This window comes from Glaciimonas sp. GG7 (assembly GCF_052976905.1).
This window is the reverse complement of record NZ_JBRIIQ010000093.1, coordinates 1-15,169: the sequence shown is the minus strand read 5'-3', so window position 1 is coordinate 15,169 and position 15,169 is coordinate 1. Positions and strand designations below refer to the sequence as shown.

Annotated in this window: 15 protein-coding genes; 2 read left to right on the top strand and 13 right to left on the bottom strand. The window is 55.7% G+C overall.

The window, feature by feature from the left end; genetic code table 11:
• Nucleotides 1–1,292 (top strand): DUF1800 domain-containing protein (locus ACVBEF_RS17125; RefSeq protein ID WP_447125136.1); only part of this gene is annotated, 1,292 nt, incomplete at its 5' end.
• Nucleotides 1,293–1,295: 3 nt separating this feature from the next.
• A complete protein-coding gene (locus tag ACVBEF_RS17120) occupies nt 1,296–2,621 on the top strand; it encodes a DUF1501 domain-containing protein (RefSeq protein WP_447125135.1) in 1,326 nt (441 codons plus the stop codon).
• A gap of 201 nt (nt 2,622–2,822) precedes the next feature.
• Here ACVBEF_RS17120 and ACVBEF_RS17115 read toward each other — a convergent pair whose 3' ends face one another.
• The 13 genes from ACVBEF_RS17115 to ACVBEF_RS17055 all read right to left on the bottom strand — a co-directional run bounded on the left by ACVBEF_RS17115 (nt 2,823) and on the right by ACVBEF_RS17055 (nt 14,961).
• Nucleotides 2,823–3,272 carry a type II secretion system protein N gene (locus ACVBEF_RS17115; RefSeq protein WP_447125134.1) on the bottom strand — a complete coding sequence of 150 codons (450 nt, stop codon included), beginning with the start codon at nt 3,270–3,272 and terminating at the stop codon, nt 2,823–2,825.
• A 19-nt stretch (nt 3,273–3,291) separates the two neighbouring features.
• A complete protein-coding gene (gspF, locus tag ACVBEF_RS17110; protein WP_447125133.1) occupies nt 3,292–4,509 on the bottom strand; it encodes a type II secretion system inner membrane protein GspF in 1,218 nt (405 codons plus the stop codon).
• Nucleotides 4,510–4,513: 4 nt separating this feature from the next.
• Entirely contained in the window at nt 4,514–5,950 is a 1,437-nt protein-coding gene (gene gspE / locus ACVBEF_RS17105) for a type II secretion system ATPase GspE (RefSeq protein ID WP_447125132.1), read from the bottom strand.
• The gene (gene gspD / locus ACVBEF_RS17100) at nt 5,947–8,130 is read right to left on the bottom strand and encodes a type II secretion system secretin GspD (protein ID WP_447125131.1); all 2,184 of its coding nucleotides are present in this window, start codon (nt 8,128–8,130) and stop codon (nt 5,947–5,949) included. The genes gspE and gspD overlap by 4 nt, the downstream gene beginning before the upstream one ends.
• Nucleotides 8,127–8,912, bottom strand: coding sequence for a type II secretion system protein N (locus ACVBEF_RS17095; protein WP_447125130.1), 786 nt, complete (start codon nt 8,910–8,912; stop codon nt 8,127–8,129). Before ACVBEF_RS17095 ends, gspD begins: the two co-directional genes overlap by 4 nt.
• A gap of 10 nt (nt 8,913–8,922) precedes the next feature.
• Complete coding sequence (gene gspM, locus ACVBEF_RS17090; RefSeq protein WP_447125129.1) at nt 8,923–9,438, bottom strand: type II secretion system protein GspM; 516 nt, start codon at nt 9,436–9,438, stop codon at nt 8,923–8,925.
• Nucleotides 9,435–10,703 carry a type II secretion system protein GspL gene (gspL, locus tag ACVBEF_RS17085; protein ID WP_447125128.1) on the bottom strand — a complete coding sequence of 423 codons (1,269 nt, stop codon included), beginning with the start codon at nt 10,701–10,703 and terminating at the stop codon, nt 9,435–9,437. Before gspL ends, gspM begins: the two co-directional genes overlap by 4 nt.
• Before the next feature lie 14 nt (nt 10,704–10,717).
• Nucleotides 10,718–11,683 carry a type II secretion system minor pseudopilin GspK gene (gspK, locus tag ACVBEF_RS17080; protein WP_447125127.1) on the bottom strand — a complete coding sequence of 322 codons (966 nt, stop codon included), beginning with the start codon at nt 11,681–11,683 and terminating at the stop codon, nt 10,718–10,720.
• Nucleotides 11,684–11,703: 20 nt separating this feature from the next.
• Nucleotides 11,704–12,369 carry a PulJ/GspJ family protein gene (locus tag ACVBEF_RS17075; RefSeq protein WP_447125126.1) on the bottom strand — a complete coding sequence of 222 codons (666 nt, stop codon included), beginning with the start codon at nt 12,367–12,369 and terminating at the stop codon, nt 11,704–11,706.
• Nucleotides 12,359–12,742 carry a type II secretion system minor pseudopilin GspI gene (gene gspI, locus ACVBEF_RS17070; protein WP_447125125.1) on the bottom strand — a complete coding sequence of 128 codons (384 nt, stop codon included), beginning with the start codon at nt 12,740–12,742 and terminating at the stop codon, nt 12,359–12,361. Before gspI ends, ACVBEF_RS17075 begins: the two co-directional genes overlap by 11 nt.
• Nucleotides 12,743–12,747: 5 nt before the next feature.
• Nucleotides 12,748–13,293 carry a GspH/FimT family pseudopilin gene (locus ACVBEF_RS17065; RefSeq protein WP_447125124.1) on the bottom strand — a complete coding sequence of 182 codons (546 nt, stop codon included), beginning with the start codon at nt 13,291–13,293 and terminating at the stop codon, nt 12,748–12,750.
• Nucleotides 13,290–13,793 carry a type II secretion system major pseudopilin GspG gene (gene gspG, locus ACVBEF_RS17060; protein WP_447125123.1) on the bottom strand — a complete coding sequence of 168 codons (504 nt, stop codon included), beginning with the start codon at nt 13,791–13,793 and terminating at the stop codon, nt 13,290–13,292. The genes ACVBEF_RS17065 and gspG overlap by 4 nt, the downstream gene beginning before the upstream one ends.
• Nucleotides 13,794–13,866: 73 nt before the next feature.
• On the bottom strand, nt 13,867–14,961 hold the full coding sequence (locus ACVBEF_RS17055) for a hypothetical protein (protein ID WP_447125122.1): 1,095 nt from the start codon (nt 14,959–14,961) through the stop codon (nt 13,867–13,869).
• Nucleotides 14,962–15,169: the final 208 nt, after the last annotated feature.

The following is a 15,169-nucleotide window of genomic DNA, read 5'->3' as shown; positions in this document are numbered from 1 at the left end:
CTTTAGTCGAGCAGCTTGCCAGCTTGCCGACCTGGCAACTCACAACGACCCAGCTCTATCAGCAATACGGCCCGCCTTCGTTCCCGCCCAATACCGCGACCCCGGAAGAGAAAAATCAGGCGCGGCAACGGGCCAACAAGGAAATTACTTTTCAAACCCATGAAGCGCGGCTATGGCAAGCGACCGAAAGTCCGCGCCAGTTGCAGGAAGTCATGACCGAATTCTGGTTCAATCATTTCAATGTTTTCGAAGGCAAGGAATGGGTGCGTTACTGGACTGGCGAGTATGAAAAAAATGTCGTGCGCCCGAACGCCCTGGGCAACTTCCGCCAGCTTCTGGGTGCCGTCGCGCATCATCCGGCGATGCTGTATTACCTCGATAACTGGCTTAGCAGCGGCGTCAATACCCCGCAAGCCAAAGGCCGCTTTAAAGGCTTAAACGAGAATTACGGGCGGGAATTGCTGGAGCTGCATACGCTGGGCGTCAATGGCGGCTATACCCAGGCTGACGTGATCGCGCTGGCGCGGATACTGAGCGGCTGGACGATAGCTGCCAAAGAAATGAAGAATGACACCGATGACGCGCTACCAACCTTCATCTTCAACCCGCGCCGCCATGACATCGGCGACAAAGTTTTCCTCGGCCAGACCATCAAAGGTGTCAAAGGCCCGGGCGGCCAACAGGAAGGCGAACAAGCGCTCGACATCCTCGCCCGGCAACCCGCTACGGCGCGATTTATCTCCACCAAACTGGTGCAATATTTTGTCAGCGACCAACCCGATCCGATCTTGGTCGAAAAACTCACCCAACGTTTTTTAAGCAGCAACGGCGACATCAAAGCGGTGCTGAGCAGCTTATTCGACAGCCCGCAATTCTGGTCGCGTGCCAATTATCAAACCCAGTTCAAGACGCCGTATCAGTTTGTGGTCTCGGCGCTGCGCGCGGGCGACATCCCGGTGGTGAATATCAAACCGGTGGACAACACGCTCATGCAACTCGGTCAGCCTTTATATGGCTGGCTCACCCCGGATGGGTATACCTTTTCTGAGCAAGCGTGGCTCAATCCGGATGGTTTACTGCGGCGGATTAATTTTGTCAGCAGCTTAAGCAATGGCAAATCGCCGATTACGCAGACACAGCCGCCTGCCAATAACGCCCCGCTGGACCCGCAACAACTCATCCAAACGCTATCGCCCCTGCTCGACCAACACAGCATGGCCACAATCGCCGCCGCTCCCGCCAATCTGCAGCCCGGCATGATTTTGGGCGGCCCTGATTTTATGAAGAGGTAAGCCATGAAACGTCGCGACTTTATCCGCAATATCGGTCATCTCGGCCTGCTCGGCAGTGGCGCGATTCTGATTCCGGTCGGGCTATCCGGCTGCGTGGTCGCCCCTGCCAGCAAATCTGGCGCGGCTACGCAAGCCGTCGATACACCGCTGGCTTACGGATCCCCCCTGCAACGCCCCCATCAGGCAGGTGACGGCACGCCGCGCATGATCGTGGTGTTTATGCGCGGCGCAGTAGACGGCCTGAACGTGGTCGTGCCGCACGGCGACCATCATTATTATCAAGCCCGTCCAACCATCGCTGTGGCGCGTCCGGCGGCTGCGAATGGTGTCATCGACCTGACCGGCTACTTCGGTCTGCATCCGGCATTGCAGCCACTAAAAGCGTATTGGGATAGCGGCCAGTTGGCCTTCATCCACGCCTCCGGCTCGCCCGATATGTCGCGCTCGCATTTTGAAGCGCAGGATTATATGGAAACCGGCACGCCCGGTCAGCACAACACGCCAGACGGCTGGATGAATCGGCTGCTGGCGACCATGCCGCATAACGAAGGCCCATTGCAGGCATTGACGCTAGGCGAATTGGTGCCGCGCATCCTGAGCGGCAAAGCAACTGTCGCCAACATGTCCACCGGCCGTGACGCGATCAAGCCCACCCTGATTGACAAGCCGGACGTCAACCTCGCCTTCAACGCGCTCTATGAACAAGACGCAACGCTAGGCAAAGCATTTCGAGACGGCACAGCGGCACGCAAGGAAATGCGCGCCGACTTGTCGAGCACAGAACAACGCGCCGCCAATAACGGCGCACCGCTACCCAACGGACTGTCCATCGACACCACCCGGCTAGGCCAGTTAATGCGCAGCAACCCGGCGATCCGGCTGGGCTTTATCGCCGTCGGCGGCTGGGATACACACGCCAATCAAGGCAATGGCACAGGTCAACTAGCTAACCGGCTACGACCACTGGCAGAGGGCTTGACCACGTTGGCAAAAGAGCTCGGCCCGGCCTTCAACGATACGGTGATTGTGGTGATGTCAGAGTTTGGCCGCACCTTCCGCGAAAACGGCAACGGCGGCACTGATCACGGCCACGGCAACGCGATGTGGCTGCTAGGCGGCAATATTCGCGGACGCACTATTTACGGCAACTGGCCCGGTATCGACGATAAATCGCTGAATGAAGGCCGCGACCTCGCCATCACCACCGACTTCCGATCAGTATTGGCAACGCTGGCTGAGAAACACATGCGTGTGGGCGACGCCGCGTTGCAAAGAGTGTTTCCGCAATTTGCCGGGATTGGCGATCAGAAATTACATTTTTTGGTGTAAAAAACCCACTCGTTTATTAGGGCGTATTGACATATAAAACTTGTTAAGTACTACTAATCCCGTTCGGACTGAGTAGGCACAAAGTGCCGTATCGAAGAATCACAAACGCATGCAACTACTTCGATACGCCCGTTGGGCTACTCAGTACGAACGGAGTTTTTTTTCATTCAAATATCAACACACCCAGGCAATTTTTTAAGGTTAATGCGCTGACAAGCCGATTACAGGAATAATCACTTCAGCCAACTTGACCCGCTCAATGACGCCGCCTTTCGACAGCAACACGTAGTCGCGATTAACTTCTTGCAGCGTCACCCCCGGCTGTAATTGCCAGCCTTGTGTAAAGGCTTGGGCGGGCTTGCCATCAATGCTTAGTATCGCGACGCTTTGCCCGATATTGTTTGCCACGACAACCCCGGTGAGTTGGAAGTTGCTAGCAACGGCGGCCACATTTTGTGCCCCAAACAAACTCATCGCGTCCGACGTATTCATCTCCGCCTGTTCCGTCTGCGGCGGCGCTGCCATGGTTCTTGGCGCGGCGCGTACAAACTGCATTGCCCAATACGTAGCGCATGCACACAACAGCATGAACAACACCAGACTGAGCAGTGAGGGCAAACGTGTCGCCAGGCGGCGTATATCGATTCCCATGGGACTATCCTTTTCTCAATTAACGTATCAACTGATTGATTTCAATAATCGGCATCAGCACCGCCAACACGATTAACAACACCACCACCCCCATCGCCAAGATCAACGCCGGTTCCAGCAACCCGGCGATGGTCATGGCCCGCCGCTCAAGATCCTGCTCCTGCGCGTTGGCGGCGCGGTCAAGCATGGCCGGTAATGCGCCGGTGGCTTCGCCGGCTCTGATCATATGAATGAGCATCGGTGGAAAGTGCTGCTGGCGTGCCAGTGCATGCGCCAGACTGACGCCTTCGCTCACGCTGGCCGCCGCGGTATCGACCAATTGCCGCATAGCCACGTTGGACAAGGTATCGCGACTGGTTTGCAGCGCTTTAAGAATCGGCACACCGGAGCCGGTGGTAATGGCCAGCGTGCTGGCAAAGCGTGCGGTATTGAGACTGCGTTCAAACTTGCCGTATATCGGCGCACGCAAGAGCCAGGTATGCCAGCGCATCCTGGTCGCCGGATTTTTTAGTGCAACGCGCCAACCGTAAGCCGCCGCAATTCCGATCAACGCCACGATCCAGCCAAAGTGCCGCACGAAGTCAGAGATTGCCAACATCAAGATAGTCAGCAATGGCAGCTTCTGTTTAGTATTGGCAAAGACCGCAACAATCTGCGGCACCACATACGTCAGCAAAAAAATCACAATCACAAACGCCACCACGGTGACGATCGCCGGATACGTAAATGCCAGTTTGATTTTCTGCACCAGCGCGTTGCGCCGTTCGATGTAATCGGCCAGGCGTGAGAGCACGCGTGAGAGTTGCCCGATCTGTTCACCCGAGGCCACCAATGCGCGATAAATATCCGCGAAGTCGGCGGGGTGCGATGCCAACGCCGCCGAGAGTGACGCGCCACCGGTCACATCAGAACGGATGGAGGCAATCAGATCACGCTGATAGGGCCGCTCGGCCTGCTCCAACAGCGCCGTCAAGGCTTGCTCCAACGGCAGGCCAGCTTCCAGCAAGCTGGCTAACTGGCGCGTGAATAAGGCAATCTCTATCGTCGAAAGATGTTCCCCAAAACGACGCCGGGCAGTTGATCGGGCATCGGCGTGCTGGGCAATCAGGTCCACCGAGATCGGTAACAATCCTTGCGCGCGCAATGCGATACGCGCCGCTTTGGCGCTATCGGCATTGAGCACGCCTTTGGTGGCGTGGCCCACAGCATCGACTGCTTCATATCGGAAGGCTGGCACGGCGCTACTCCTTGGTCACGCGTAGCAACTCAGCTTGCGTGGTGGTGCCGTCTTGCAGCCAACGTTCACCGTCCTGGCGCATGGTGGTCATGCCGTCGCGTTGGGCCACTTTTTGTATCTCCGCTTCCGATGCCCGTTGGTGAATCAGCGCTTGAATTTCATCGGTGGCTTGCAATAGTTCGTAGACGCCGATACGGCCCTGATACCCGGTGTGACCGCATTGCGAACAGCCGACCGCTTGCCAGTGCATGCCGTCGTGTACACGGCAATGCGTACACAATTTTCGTACCAACCGTTGCGCCACTACGCCCAACAAAGAAGACGACAATAAAAATGGCTCGATACCCATATCGAGCAAGCGTGTCACGGCGGCCGCTGAATCGTTGGTATGCAAGGTCGCCAGCACCAGATGACCGGTCAGCGATGCTTGTACCGCAATCTGCGCAGTTTCCAGATCACGGATTTCGCCGATCATGATGACGTCCGGGTCTTGCCGCAAAATGGCACGCAAGGCCTTGGCGAAATCCATCTCGATGCGCGGATTGACTTGCGTTTGCCCGACACCGGCGAGTTCGTATTCGATCGGATCTTCGACCGTTAAGATATTCACGTTGCTGGTATTGAGCTGACCCAGCGCGGCGTACAAAGTGGTGGTTTTGCCCGAGCCGGTGGGGCCAGTGACCAGCACGATCCCATGCGGTTGTGCGATGAGCTTGCCGAATTCTTCCTGCATGCCATCGCTCATGCCGAGGTGATGCAAGTCCATCCGCCCGGCTTCCTTATCGAGCAAACGCAGTACCGCACGCTCGCCATGCCCTGTTGGCAAAGTCGATACGCGGACATCGACCGGCTTGCCGCCCACCCGCAAGGTAATCCGGCCATCTTGCGGCAGACGTTTTTCGGCAATGTCGAGTTGCGCCATGATTTTGATGCGTGAAATTAACGCTGCGTGGATGGCTTTTTTAGGGCGCACCACATCGCGTAAATTGCCGTCGATGCGAAACCGGACGATAGATATTTGTTCAAACGGTTCGATGTGAATATCGGACGCGCCCTCACGCAAGGCCTGGGTCAGCAACGCATTAATCATGCGTATGACCGGCGCGTCATCGGCGGCCTCCAGCAAATCCGCAATCGCGGGCATGTCCTGCAACAGCTTGGCGAAATCGAGATCGGATTCAAACTCATCGACCACCTGCGCAGCATCACCACCGGCCCCGGCGTAGGCTTTGGCGATGGCAAGTTGCAGCGCTTCCAAGGGCATATTCTGTAATCGAATCGGACCAAAGCAGCGGCTCACTTCGGCAATCGCCGCCGACGGTGTGGTATCGCACACCCACAACGCCAGCGCGCTGTTGTCGCCAGTCGGGCGCTGTGCCAACAAACAGAATTTCCGTGCGAAGGCATACGGTAATAGTCGAGCATTGATTGGCTCGCTCATGGCGTGCGGTCAATCAAGGGGGCAACGGGCACGGGCGCAGATCGGCGCATAAAGGCAGCGCCCTCATCGAGAGGTGGCATCACCGCAGGCTCGGCATTATTCAACAGACTTTTGCCCGGATCGGCGGCGATTTGCGCCTGACGCATATAGTCGTAGCGATCCGCCACGACAGTACCGCTTTGCTCTTTATTGCGCAGCACGGTAGGCCGCAAGAAAATCATTAAATTGGTTTTTTCTCTGGTACTGCTTTGATATTTAAAGAGGTTGCCAATAAACGGGATATCGCCAAGTAGCGGCACTTTTTGTACCGCGCCCGCCTTCTTATCGCCAATCAAGCCGCCCAAGACAATGATCTCGCCGTCGTCCATGACGACATTGGTATCGAGCGAACGCTTGTTAGTGATCAACCCGGCAGGATTGGCCACACTGGTCGGATCGATGCTGGAGACTTCCTGTGAAATTTCCATGCGCACGGTGCCGCCCTCGGAAATATGCGGCCTCACGCGCAAGGCAATGCCGACATCCTTACGCTCGATGGTCTGAAACGGATTCTGTGTTGCGCCGCCGGTGTTGGTGGTGTACGAGCCGGTAATAAAGGGGACGTTCTGGCCGACGATGATTTTTGCTTCTTCATTATCGAGCGTGAGCAAATTCGGCATCGATAGCACGCTGCTGCCATCCTTGCCATCCAGAGCGTGGGCCAATGCGCCCAGACCGATTTTGCCCGCAATCTGGCGAAATATGCCGATTGTTAATCCAGGACTCGGTGCCAATGCGGTCGGCGTAGCGGCGCTCAAACCGAGCGCCTGATTGACAATATTGTCGCCACCGGTCGCAAAACTGGTGCCGCCGACGACCCGGTATGCACTCGTACTATTACCGCTCAAACCCAGCCATTGCACGCCCAATTGGGCGCTCAGCTTATCGGTGACTTCCACGATCAAGGCTTCGACATAGACTTGCGCACGGCGCGTATCGAGCTGGTCGATGACCCCGCGCAAATTGCGGTATACCGGTTCGCTAGCGGTAATGATGAGGGTGTTCGTGGTTTCGTCAGCCTGAATGAAACCGGCGGAGTGGCCACCTGACGACTGCGAGGCTGCGCCAATATCGCCGGTTGCACCAGAGGTAACGGGCGCTATTGCGGCAGTCGTCGCTTGCAGCATTGCGCCCGTAGTCGCAGTACTGGCAGGCGCGGCGGATAAGGTACTCGTATCCTGCGACACCATATTGCGCAAAGTCCGCGCCAACTTTACGGCGTCGGCGTTGCGTAAATACACAACGTGAACATTCCCCACTTGCGTGGTCGGCTGATCAAGCTTGGAGATCAGCGTTTTGGCTAAATTGGCGCGACCGGCAGACGGTGCGCGCAGTATCACCGAATTAGTCCGGGAGTCAGCCAGAATCACAATGCGGCTGCTATCGCCGACACCGCCGCCAGGTGTGCCAGCATTCGTATCGAGCAGCTTGCTAGCCATGACCGCGATATCGCTGGCGACCGCATAGCGGATCGGTATTACATCGAGATCACTGACCGCCGGTACATCCAGCGTGGCGATCATTTTGCCCAGACGCTGCAGGTTGTCTGCGTAGTCGGTCACAATCAAGGTGTTATTGCCCGGATTGGCGTTGATCGTATTGTTGGGTGAAATCAAGGGTCTTAGCACCGGCAAGATGTTTGCTGCCGATTCATAATTAAGAGAAAAAATCCGCGTTGCCATCTGATCGCCTCTGACGGCGACACCGCCAGTGGTCAACTGCAACTTGGCGTCCGCTTCTGGCACTACCCTGGCAAAGCCATCGCCCTTGACGATCACGTAGCCTTGCAATCGCAGTATCGAAGCCAGCAGGTCCACCGCAGCGGTTTTGCTCAATGATTTTTCGGACACCAGATTGATGGTGCCTTTGACACGCGGATCAATAATGAAAGAAACGTTGCTGTATTGGCCGACTGCGTTGATCACGGACACGATATCGGCACCGACAAAATTCATCGCCGCATGATCACTAACAGGGGTCCCATTGTCTACGGTGGCTGCCAATGCAGGCGTAGGCACAGCAGCAACACAGCTCAACAGCACCAGCGCAGCGGCGGCATGCCTGACGCTTGCCTGAAATGGAACGCTCTGTGTAGAACGTTTGATGGCGAAAGGGTATGCGCGCAGGGTTGTATTTTTCATGATGTAAATTCTAGTCCGATCATATTTTTACCGTTCTCACGGCGCGGCTGACCTAATAAACTCAATAATCCAGCCAATTTTTCTTCTTGCCCCGGCGCTGCTTGCGCCGTTCCTGAAAATGCGAAATGGGTATTCTCCAACGTACCCGTGCCATCCAGCAGGAGCGAGCCGCCTGATGTCTGTAGTACTAATCCGGCCTTCTGTCCCCGCCAGTCAAACGTCAACCGATAGCTACCCAGCGGCTTGACCGAGGAGACGCGGGTGGTCATTGCCAGCATGTCGAGGGTCATCAGGCCGTGACAATCGAAGCCATTAAGTTGGCGCTCAAATGTCATTTCCTGCCAGCTTAAAAGCAATTTCCCGGACGGCTGCAAGGTGTTGAGCGGCGCTCCTAAAGATGCCAGACGCTCAGCGGGCAAGGCCATGCTTGCGGCACTGACAGTCCACTTCAACCAGCTACCGCGCACGACGATCGGTTCCGATAACACTTCGGGATTTTCCAGTGTCACGTCCACGCGACCAACCAGAATCAACGGTGTCACCCGCCAGGAAAAACGCCCCGGCAATAAAGGTGTCACGGCATCCTTCGCACTTGGCGCAGCACCTATAAAGGCGGAGCCGTTCCAGAGTGAACCCTGTGCATCGCCCAGCGTCAATCGCCCGTCGGTCTGTGCTTCTAACAACGGCGCGATCCACGCTGCCGGTAGAAACAGGCAGACAGTGAGTAACACGCTCAAGAGCGCAGCAATGAGCCACAGGCAGGCGATCGTTAGCTTACGCATCGGTATCGCTTCATGATGTTTGCCGCAACGTGATGCTGGCGTTGACGCTATCGGGTTGCCCGCTGCCGGTGCTGATATTGGCTATCCCGACTTGCCAATGTGCGCTCTTTTGCACCTCTGTCAGCCAGTCGAACAGAACTGCAAACGGCACGGCAGAAAACGCCATCGTCGCAGTGTCACCGCTTTGCTCCACGCTCTGAACGCGTAATGCTTTGCTCTTGAGCGATGCTTCGATCCCGGCTTTAGTAAAGGGCCATGCCGCTGGCGTGGCCGACGGCGTCGATACGCTGGCGACTGCGGCGGCCTTGATGGTCAGCAGCTCCAATAGCGCTGCCTGACTGCGCAAAGTGGGTAACTCTTTTTGCAAACGTGCGCGGCCTTTTAACGCAGGATCTATCAATACTAAATAGATCAAGACCATCACTATGAACGCGGCGGCGCAACTCAGCATGCGGCGTTCGCGTTGATTGCGTTGCGACCAGAAGCTGCTTGCCATTGCATGTATTTTAGGAAATGGATGCATCATTGCGAACGCCCGATTTGCAATGCGGTGGCACTGGGTTTGGATAAGGTGAGCCGCTTGTGTACGAGGGTTTTTTGAAGATGTGCTTCGGCAGCATCTGTATCTGCGGCATTTTTAAAACGCACCAGCAAGGTACGATCACTGTACTCAAGCGCCGCAATCGCAGCGTGGTTTGCACTCTGTGGCAGCGCCGACCAACTCTCCCCGACATTGGCGGCAAGCGCAATAAAATCATCGGCGGCAATGACGCCGTTGTCGCGCCCTGCGTTGATTTTTTGTTGCATCTGTGCGATCGGATCGATGATTACCGTCTCGTTTGGATAGGCACGGCGATAGCGCTCAATCATGCCGGAACGATAGCCGCTGGCTTCTTGCCGCATGCTCCACCAATCGAGATTGAGGGACACAATATTGACCAACAATAATGCGGCGACCAATCCCAGCGGCCAGCGCCAGCGGTGCCAGTTAAGACCGGTTCCGGCAGCGCTGGCGGCGAGACCCTGCGTTAAGTCCATGCCCCCGCTGCTCAGCAATGCTTGTGCGCCTGCAATCCACATTGACCAATCGTCGGCCAGTACACGCACGTTGTCTGCATGAACTTCTGTGTAGGTAGTAACACTTGATTCGGCCACATACAGGGTCAAGGGAGTAACTGGCTGTTGCGGCAACATCGCCTGTATTCCCGTCAGGACTTCTTGCGCCCTCGCCTGATCCGACAACCAGCCGATTCCCTCTTCGGCGGCGCTGCGTACAGCGATGTCGGTATGACCGTTGTGATCGGTCACCGCAACGGCCATGCCGGATGGCGTCAGGGGCAAACAAAGTTGCGCTGGGACGGCTTGCACATGACGCCCGCCAAGCGCGCGGACGGTGGCGAGCAATACGGTGAGCCAATCGCGTTGTATCACCGCAATGAGGCGCAGATGATCGGCAGCACTCTCTTTGCGCTTGGGTTTCGGCGCAGCGACGATCACACAGTCCTGCGGATCGACCAGCAATTGTTCCTCTACCAGATGCGGCAAGGCCAGCTTGAGTCGGGCGTCCGACAAGGGCGGTACGGCCATGCGCAATAAGGTGACATCGACGGCGGCAAAGAGTAAGACCACCCGCTCGGCAGCGGCGATATCCTCGCCCAGACCGGACAATTGTTTGCTGCCGCTGCGGCGAATACGCCCCTTTCCTGACAGGAGTGCAAAGCGGCAATCGGGCATGGACGAAATCGTGTTGAACGATGCCCGTGCCGGCAGGCGAATAAATAAGGTACTCACAGCGGTGTAGTCATTTAATTTTCTCTGGTCCAGACGATGTTGCTGCCGGTACGATGATTAATGCGTTGTATCAGGGATGTCGTGGAAAGCGTTGCGCGCCCCATGCGCACCCGTCCATAGACCAAAAAATAATTGCTCGATAACGCGACATTTGCGGTGTCTGTTATCTCTTGTCCAAACAATTGTTTCATTTGCGTCGATAAGTTGGCGACATCCATAAACGGCGCGCTTAAGCGCCGCGCCACCAGGCTATTTGCCTGTGCCAGCGACAACGTGGGAAAGCGTGCGGCCAGCAACTCCGGCGGTGCGGTGTTGACGTTGACGGCGGTTACTTCAGGCAGAAATACAACATAGTCGCTCAAGCGCCGAATGATCTCGGTAGTAAAACCGGGCAAGGACAACAAGTCGTCTGACGTGATCATGGGCAAGGTTCCATTGCCAGCATTGGCTGCATTAGCCGCATTGGCCACCGTGGCCTGACTGCTGGCGATACCTTGCGCTATGGTCCTGCCCAGATTGACCGGCAGACGCAAATTGATCAGCAAGCGTTGAAAAATGGCGAGTTCCGTGGGACTGACCACGCCATTGGCGCTGAGGTTATTGAGGTTGTAGCGCGACTGGGCATCGGTGATATTGCCCGACAATACGGCGTCGCCAGCATCGCTATTGCCGCCGGACTGACCATCGTCAACATACTGGTCAAGGCGCGTTTCTGCCAGAGGCGTGGCCCACGGCTGGGTTAAATCATCGATCGATGACTGGCGCGCACCGGCACGCAAAATCATGCTGGCCCAATCGAGCGCACCGCGCATGATCCAGACCTTTTGCAACTGCAGACGCTGATTTTCAATCGAACGCACTTGTACTTGCTGTTGCCAGAACAAACTGGCAACGATGGTGACAGCGAGGGTCGCCAGCAGCAAAGCGGTGACCACTGCGACGCCGCGCTGTGCCGATAGCAACTTCATTGGGCCCGGCATTGGTCCGCTCATTGGCCCGCTCATGCGCTGCCCAACAAGAAAGTCTTCATCATATTGCCGGTGGTCCCACGCAGTTGTAACGTCACTTGCAAGCCGGTCCACCGATTCACAGCGGTGAGACTGTCTTGGGCACTGGTCCCTGTCACTTCAGCCGGAAGCCAGTTTTGGCCTGCGTTGTCCCACACTTGCATCGTAAATATCGCGATATCCGATTGCAGTATGACTGGCTGCGCGGCGTCAATTGATGCATCGATTGATGCATCGCCATTACCGCTGATTGCGGCCCGCCACATCCCGTCCAGTGCCTTAAGGTCGCGGGTCGCAGGCGACTCTGCGCGTGTCAGAACGCCATCGCGCAATCGGTAATCGACTATTTGTACGCGCACCGGCTGCTGATCCGCAAAGACCATGCGCACTAACAGCAGGCGATTTTGAGTGGCTAACAGGGTTGGACGCACCAGCATCAAACTGGCCGGGGCTAAATGTGCGGCATCGCTTTGCAATTGCGCAAAGGTCAGTTGCATAGCGCTGGTCTGCTCCATCTGGGCGCTTAACGCCACCCGTGCGCGGACGATACCATCGAGGCCGCGCCAGCCTAGTACCGCTACTAACGCCAGGATGGCGATGGCGACGATCAATTCGACCAGCGTAAAGCCGTGCATCTGGCGCTGATCTCTAGTGCGCATTGGGGACCACTTGGGTGAGCTTGACGATGCGCGATTGCAGGCGGGTGGCATCAGTGGCATCAAATACCGCCAGCTCTACTCTTCTGAAGTAAGGATTGGGCGTGGCCTGCACGTTTTCTTCACAGCGCAATTGCAACTCGCCTTGGGCGCAATTGAATGACCGAATACCGATAGCAGGCCACTCCTGACCGAGGCGTATCTGGGTGAGGCGGTTTTCAGCGGACCATGTCGCCAACATCACTGTACGTAATCCGCTGCTGTTTTGCAGCAAACTTCCGACAGCGCGCAGACTCGCCCCCAGCGCCGTGCCGACGATCACCAGAGCGACGAGGACTTCGAGCAAGGTAAAGCCTTTGGAATGAGGAGAACTCACAATCGCTATTCCACCGAAAAATGGCCGATGCCATCGGCGCGAATCACCACGCTGATATCGCCATTGGCAAGGGTCAGGGCAAACGGTTTATCGACCGGCTCTCGTCCGAAAATGATGCGCAGCGGGTTTTGTCCGGTGGCTGGGGACATCAATAATTGCATGGGCGAGCGCTTAAATTGACGTTGCCGCAGAATGTCGTCGTTGGTCAGCAATTGCCAGCCATCGTCGGCACGGATCAGAAAACGATAGCCGCTTGCATCGGCCTCAAATGCGGTCGGACGATTGCGCAAAATCGCTTCTTCTCGGGTCAATTGCAGCAAGAGGGCGATCCGTTGCGCATCATTTTGGATTAACTGGCGATCGCTATGGAAGGCGGTGATGCCGACTATGCCTAATGTGATCCCGGCAATGACGACGACGACTAACAATTCGATCAAGGTAAAACCGCGTCTGGGCGTTGATGGGGGTCGAACGTGTTGCACGTTGCTGAGGTGATGACAATGCGTCGCAATGACGCGACAGCATGCAGAGCATCCGACACTAACCGTCATAACTCCCAGGAACCGATATCGGCGTCGTTTCCTTCGCCACCGGGTAAGCCATCAGCGCCGAGGGAGAGAACGTCAATGTCGCCTTTGATGCCAGGAGATAACAATTGATAGGGATTGCCCCAGGGATCTTTCGGTAGTTTGTCTATGTAGCCGCCGCTTTTCCAGCCAGTCGCGGCGGGGCCGGTAGTGGGCTTGGTCACGAGCGCTTGCAAACCTTGCTCGGTGCTCGGATAACGTTGGTTATCGAGCTTGTATAACTTCAGCGCCGACATGATGGTAGAGATATCGGCACGCGCGGCCATCACGCGCGCATCGTCCGTGCGGCCCATCAATTTAGGCACCACCAGCGCTGCCAGAATGCCCATGATGACGACGACGACCATGATTTCAATGAGCGTAAATCCGCGTTGGCAGACTGCCCGACAGGCCCCTTTGCGGATCGCTTTTTGATTTGATGGAGAGTTTTGGCACACTACCGCATGCCGAACTGTTTTTTGCATGATGACTAAATATGAAATGCCAACGGACTTACGCACAATCCTGCCGGGGCGATTGTGGGTAAGTCCGGGATGATTAGAAAGTGACTACGAGACCAGTACTGACAATGCCATAGCGCCGATCAAACCGACTTGCTGTCAAGGTGTTGTACGCAAACGGAATTTCTCCGACGAACTGATTCGTCATCAATTGTCCACGTACAAAAACGGTGGTGTTTTTAAACAATACGTACATGACATCGGCCATCAGTATGTGATTGCTTTTATAAGCTTGACCGCCACGGCTTGTCACGATGTCGTCAATCTTGTCGCGATTGATATATTGGTACTGATAACCGGCTCTGAGCTGCCAGTTATCGGTGTGCCATTTCACATTGCCGCCCAAATGGTAAAAGGTCGATTTGTACTGCGTCTCGGTATTGACATTGATCCCGGCGGTGCTGTTGGGTATCGAAAAGTGATCGATGACGATGCTTGCGTTGCACATCTGCGCCAAACTGCCGACGATATTATCTGATCCAAACGCGACGTTGTAATTACATCCGCCCTTGGTCGCGGTGCCGTTTACAGCATCCAATGAGACGCGGCCGATACCGGCACCACCAAATAAACTTAATTCCGTATTGGCAAATATCGTTGAGGTGCCGATCAGATCGAGTTGATACTGAATATCCTTAGGCTTGGAAGCCGTCACCGTCGTCAACGTCGTACCATTCAATGTGGTAGGCGATGATTTTGTCAGTTGGTCGGCATAGTTGCCCCAGGCACCGGCTCGAATCGCGAGGCTGGCATCATCTTCTGCCTCGTCAAGCAATTTGTACTGCCCTGCCACCTGCCAGGTATTGATTTTGGCAACATCACCGCTGTATTGAAGATTGCGTCGCCAAAATCCGCCATCGATCCAAATCCGCGGCGTAATGGCTATACCCACTCGCACATGCCCGCCGTGATAATCACCGACATTGGTGCCGCTGTAGGTCGAGTCACTGCCTCGTACATTGAATACATCGACCGTGCTATTGACGATATCGTAAGCAGCTTCGACCTGGACTTCGCCGGGAGTTTTGCTTTGATTTGCGGACAAAAATGCATCCATCGGTGCAGCAACAACCATCGGCGCGAACTGCGCACCCGCCATTAATAATGCAAGCGAGCAAACTATTTTTTTCATGATTCAGATTTCATAAACACTAACAAGAAACGGGAAACTCCCGAGGTTGCTAACAAAAAAACACAAGGCGCATAAACTTCGCCCTGTGTTCTTGTTTGCATTGCCAACGAACGATCACAAGTTACTCTGCACAAGCACAGCGCTTAATTGATCGTCACCAATCGATTCGTGCTCGATGAACCGGGCGCTTAGAGAAGCTATCACCGAC

What these genes read in the sequence shown, in the direction of transcription:
- gspD (WP_447125131.1), bottom strand. Translation starts at nt 8,130, where the DNA reads ATGAAAAATACAACCCTGCGCGCATACCCTTTCGCCATCAAACGTTCT.
- ACVBEF_RS17075 (WP_447125126.1), bottom strand. Translation starts at nt 12,369, where the DNA reads ATGCGCACTAGAGATCAGCGCCAGATGCACGGCTTTACGCTGGTCGAA.
- ACVBEF_RS17065 (WP_447125124.1), bottom strand. Translation starts at nt 13,293, where the DNA reads ATGACGGTTAGTGTCGGATGCTCTGCATGCTGTCGCGTCATTGCGACG.
- gspK (WP_447125127.1), bottom strand. Translation starts at nt 11,683, where the DNA reads ATGCCGGGCCCAATGAAGTTGCTATCGGCACAGCGCGGCGTCGCAGTG.
- ACVBEF_RS17120 (WP_447125135.1), top strand. Translation starts at nt 1,296, where the DNA reads ATGAAACGTCGCGACTTTATCCGCAATATCGGTCATCTCGGCCTGCTC.
- ACVBEF_RS17115 (WP_447125134.1), bottom strand. Translation starts at nt 3,272, where the DNA reads ATGGGAATCGATATACGCCGCCTGGCGACACGTTTGCCCTCACTGCTC.
- ACVBEF_RS17095 (WP_447125130.1), bottom strand. Translation starts at nt 8,912, where the DNA reads ATGCGTAAGCTAACGATCGCCTGCCTGTGGCTCATTGCTGCGCTCTTG.
- ACVBEF_RS17055 (WP_447125122.1), bottom strand. Translation starts at nt 14,961, where the DNA reads ATGAAAAAAATAGTTTGCTCGCTTGCATTATTAATGGCGGGTGCGCAG.
- gspE (WP_447125132.1), bottom strand. Translation starts at nt 5,950, where the DNA reads ATGAGCGAGCCAATCAATGCTCGACTATTACCGTATGCCTTCGCACGG.
- gspG (WP_447125123.1), bottom strand. Translation starts at nt 13,793, where the DNA reads ATGCAAAAAACAGTTCGGCATGCGGTAGTGTGCCAAAACTCTCCATCA.
- gspM (WP_447125129.1), bottom strand. Translation starts at nt 9,438, where the DNA reads ATGATGCATCCATTTCCTAAAATACATGCAATGGCAAGCAGCTTCTGG.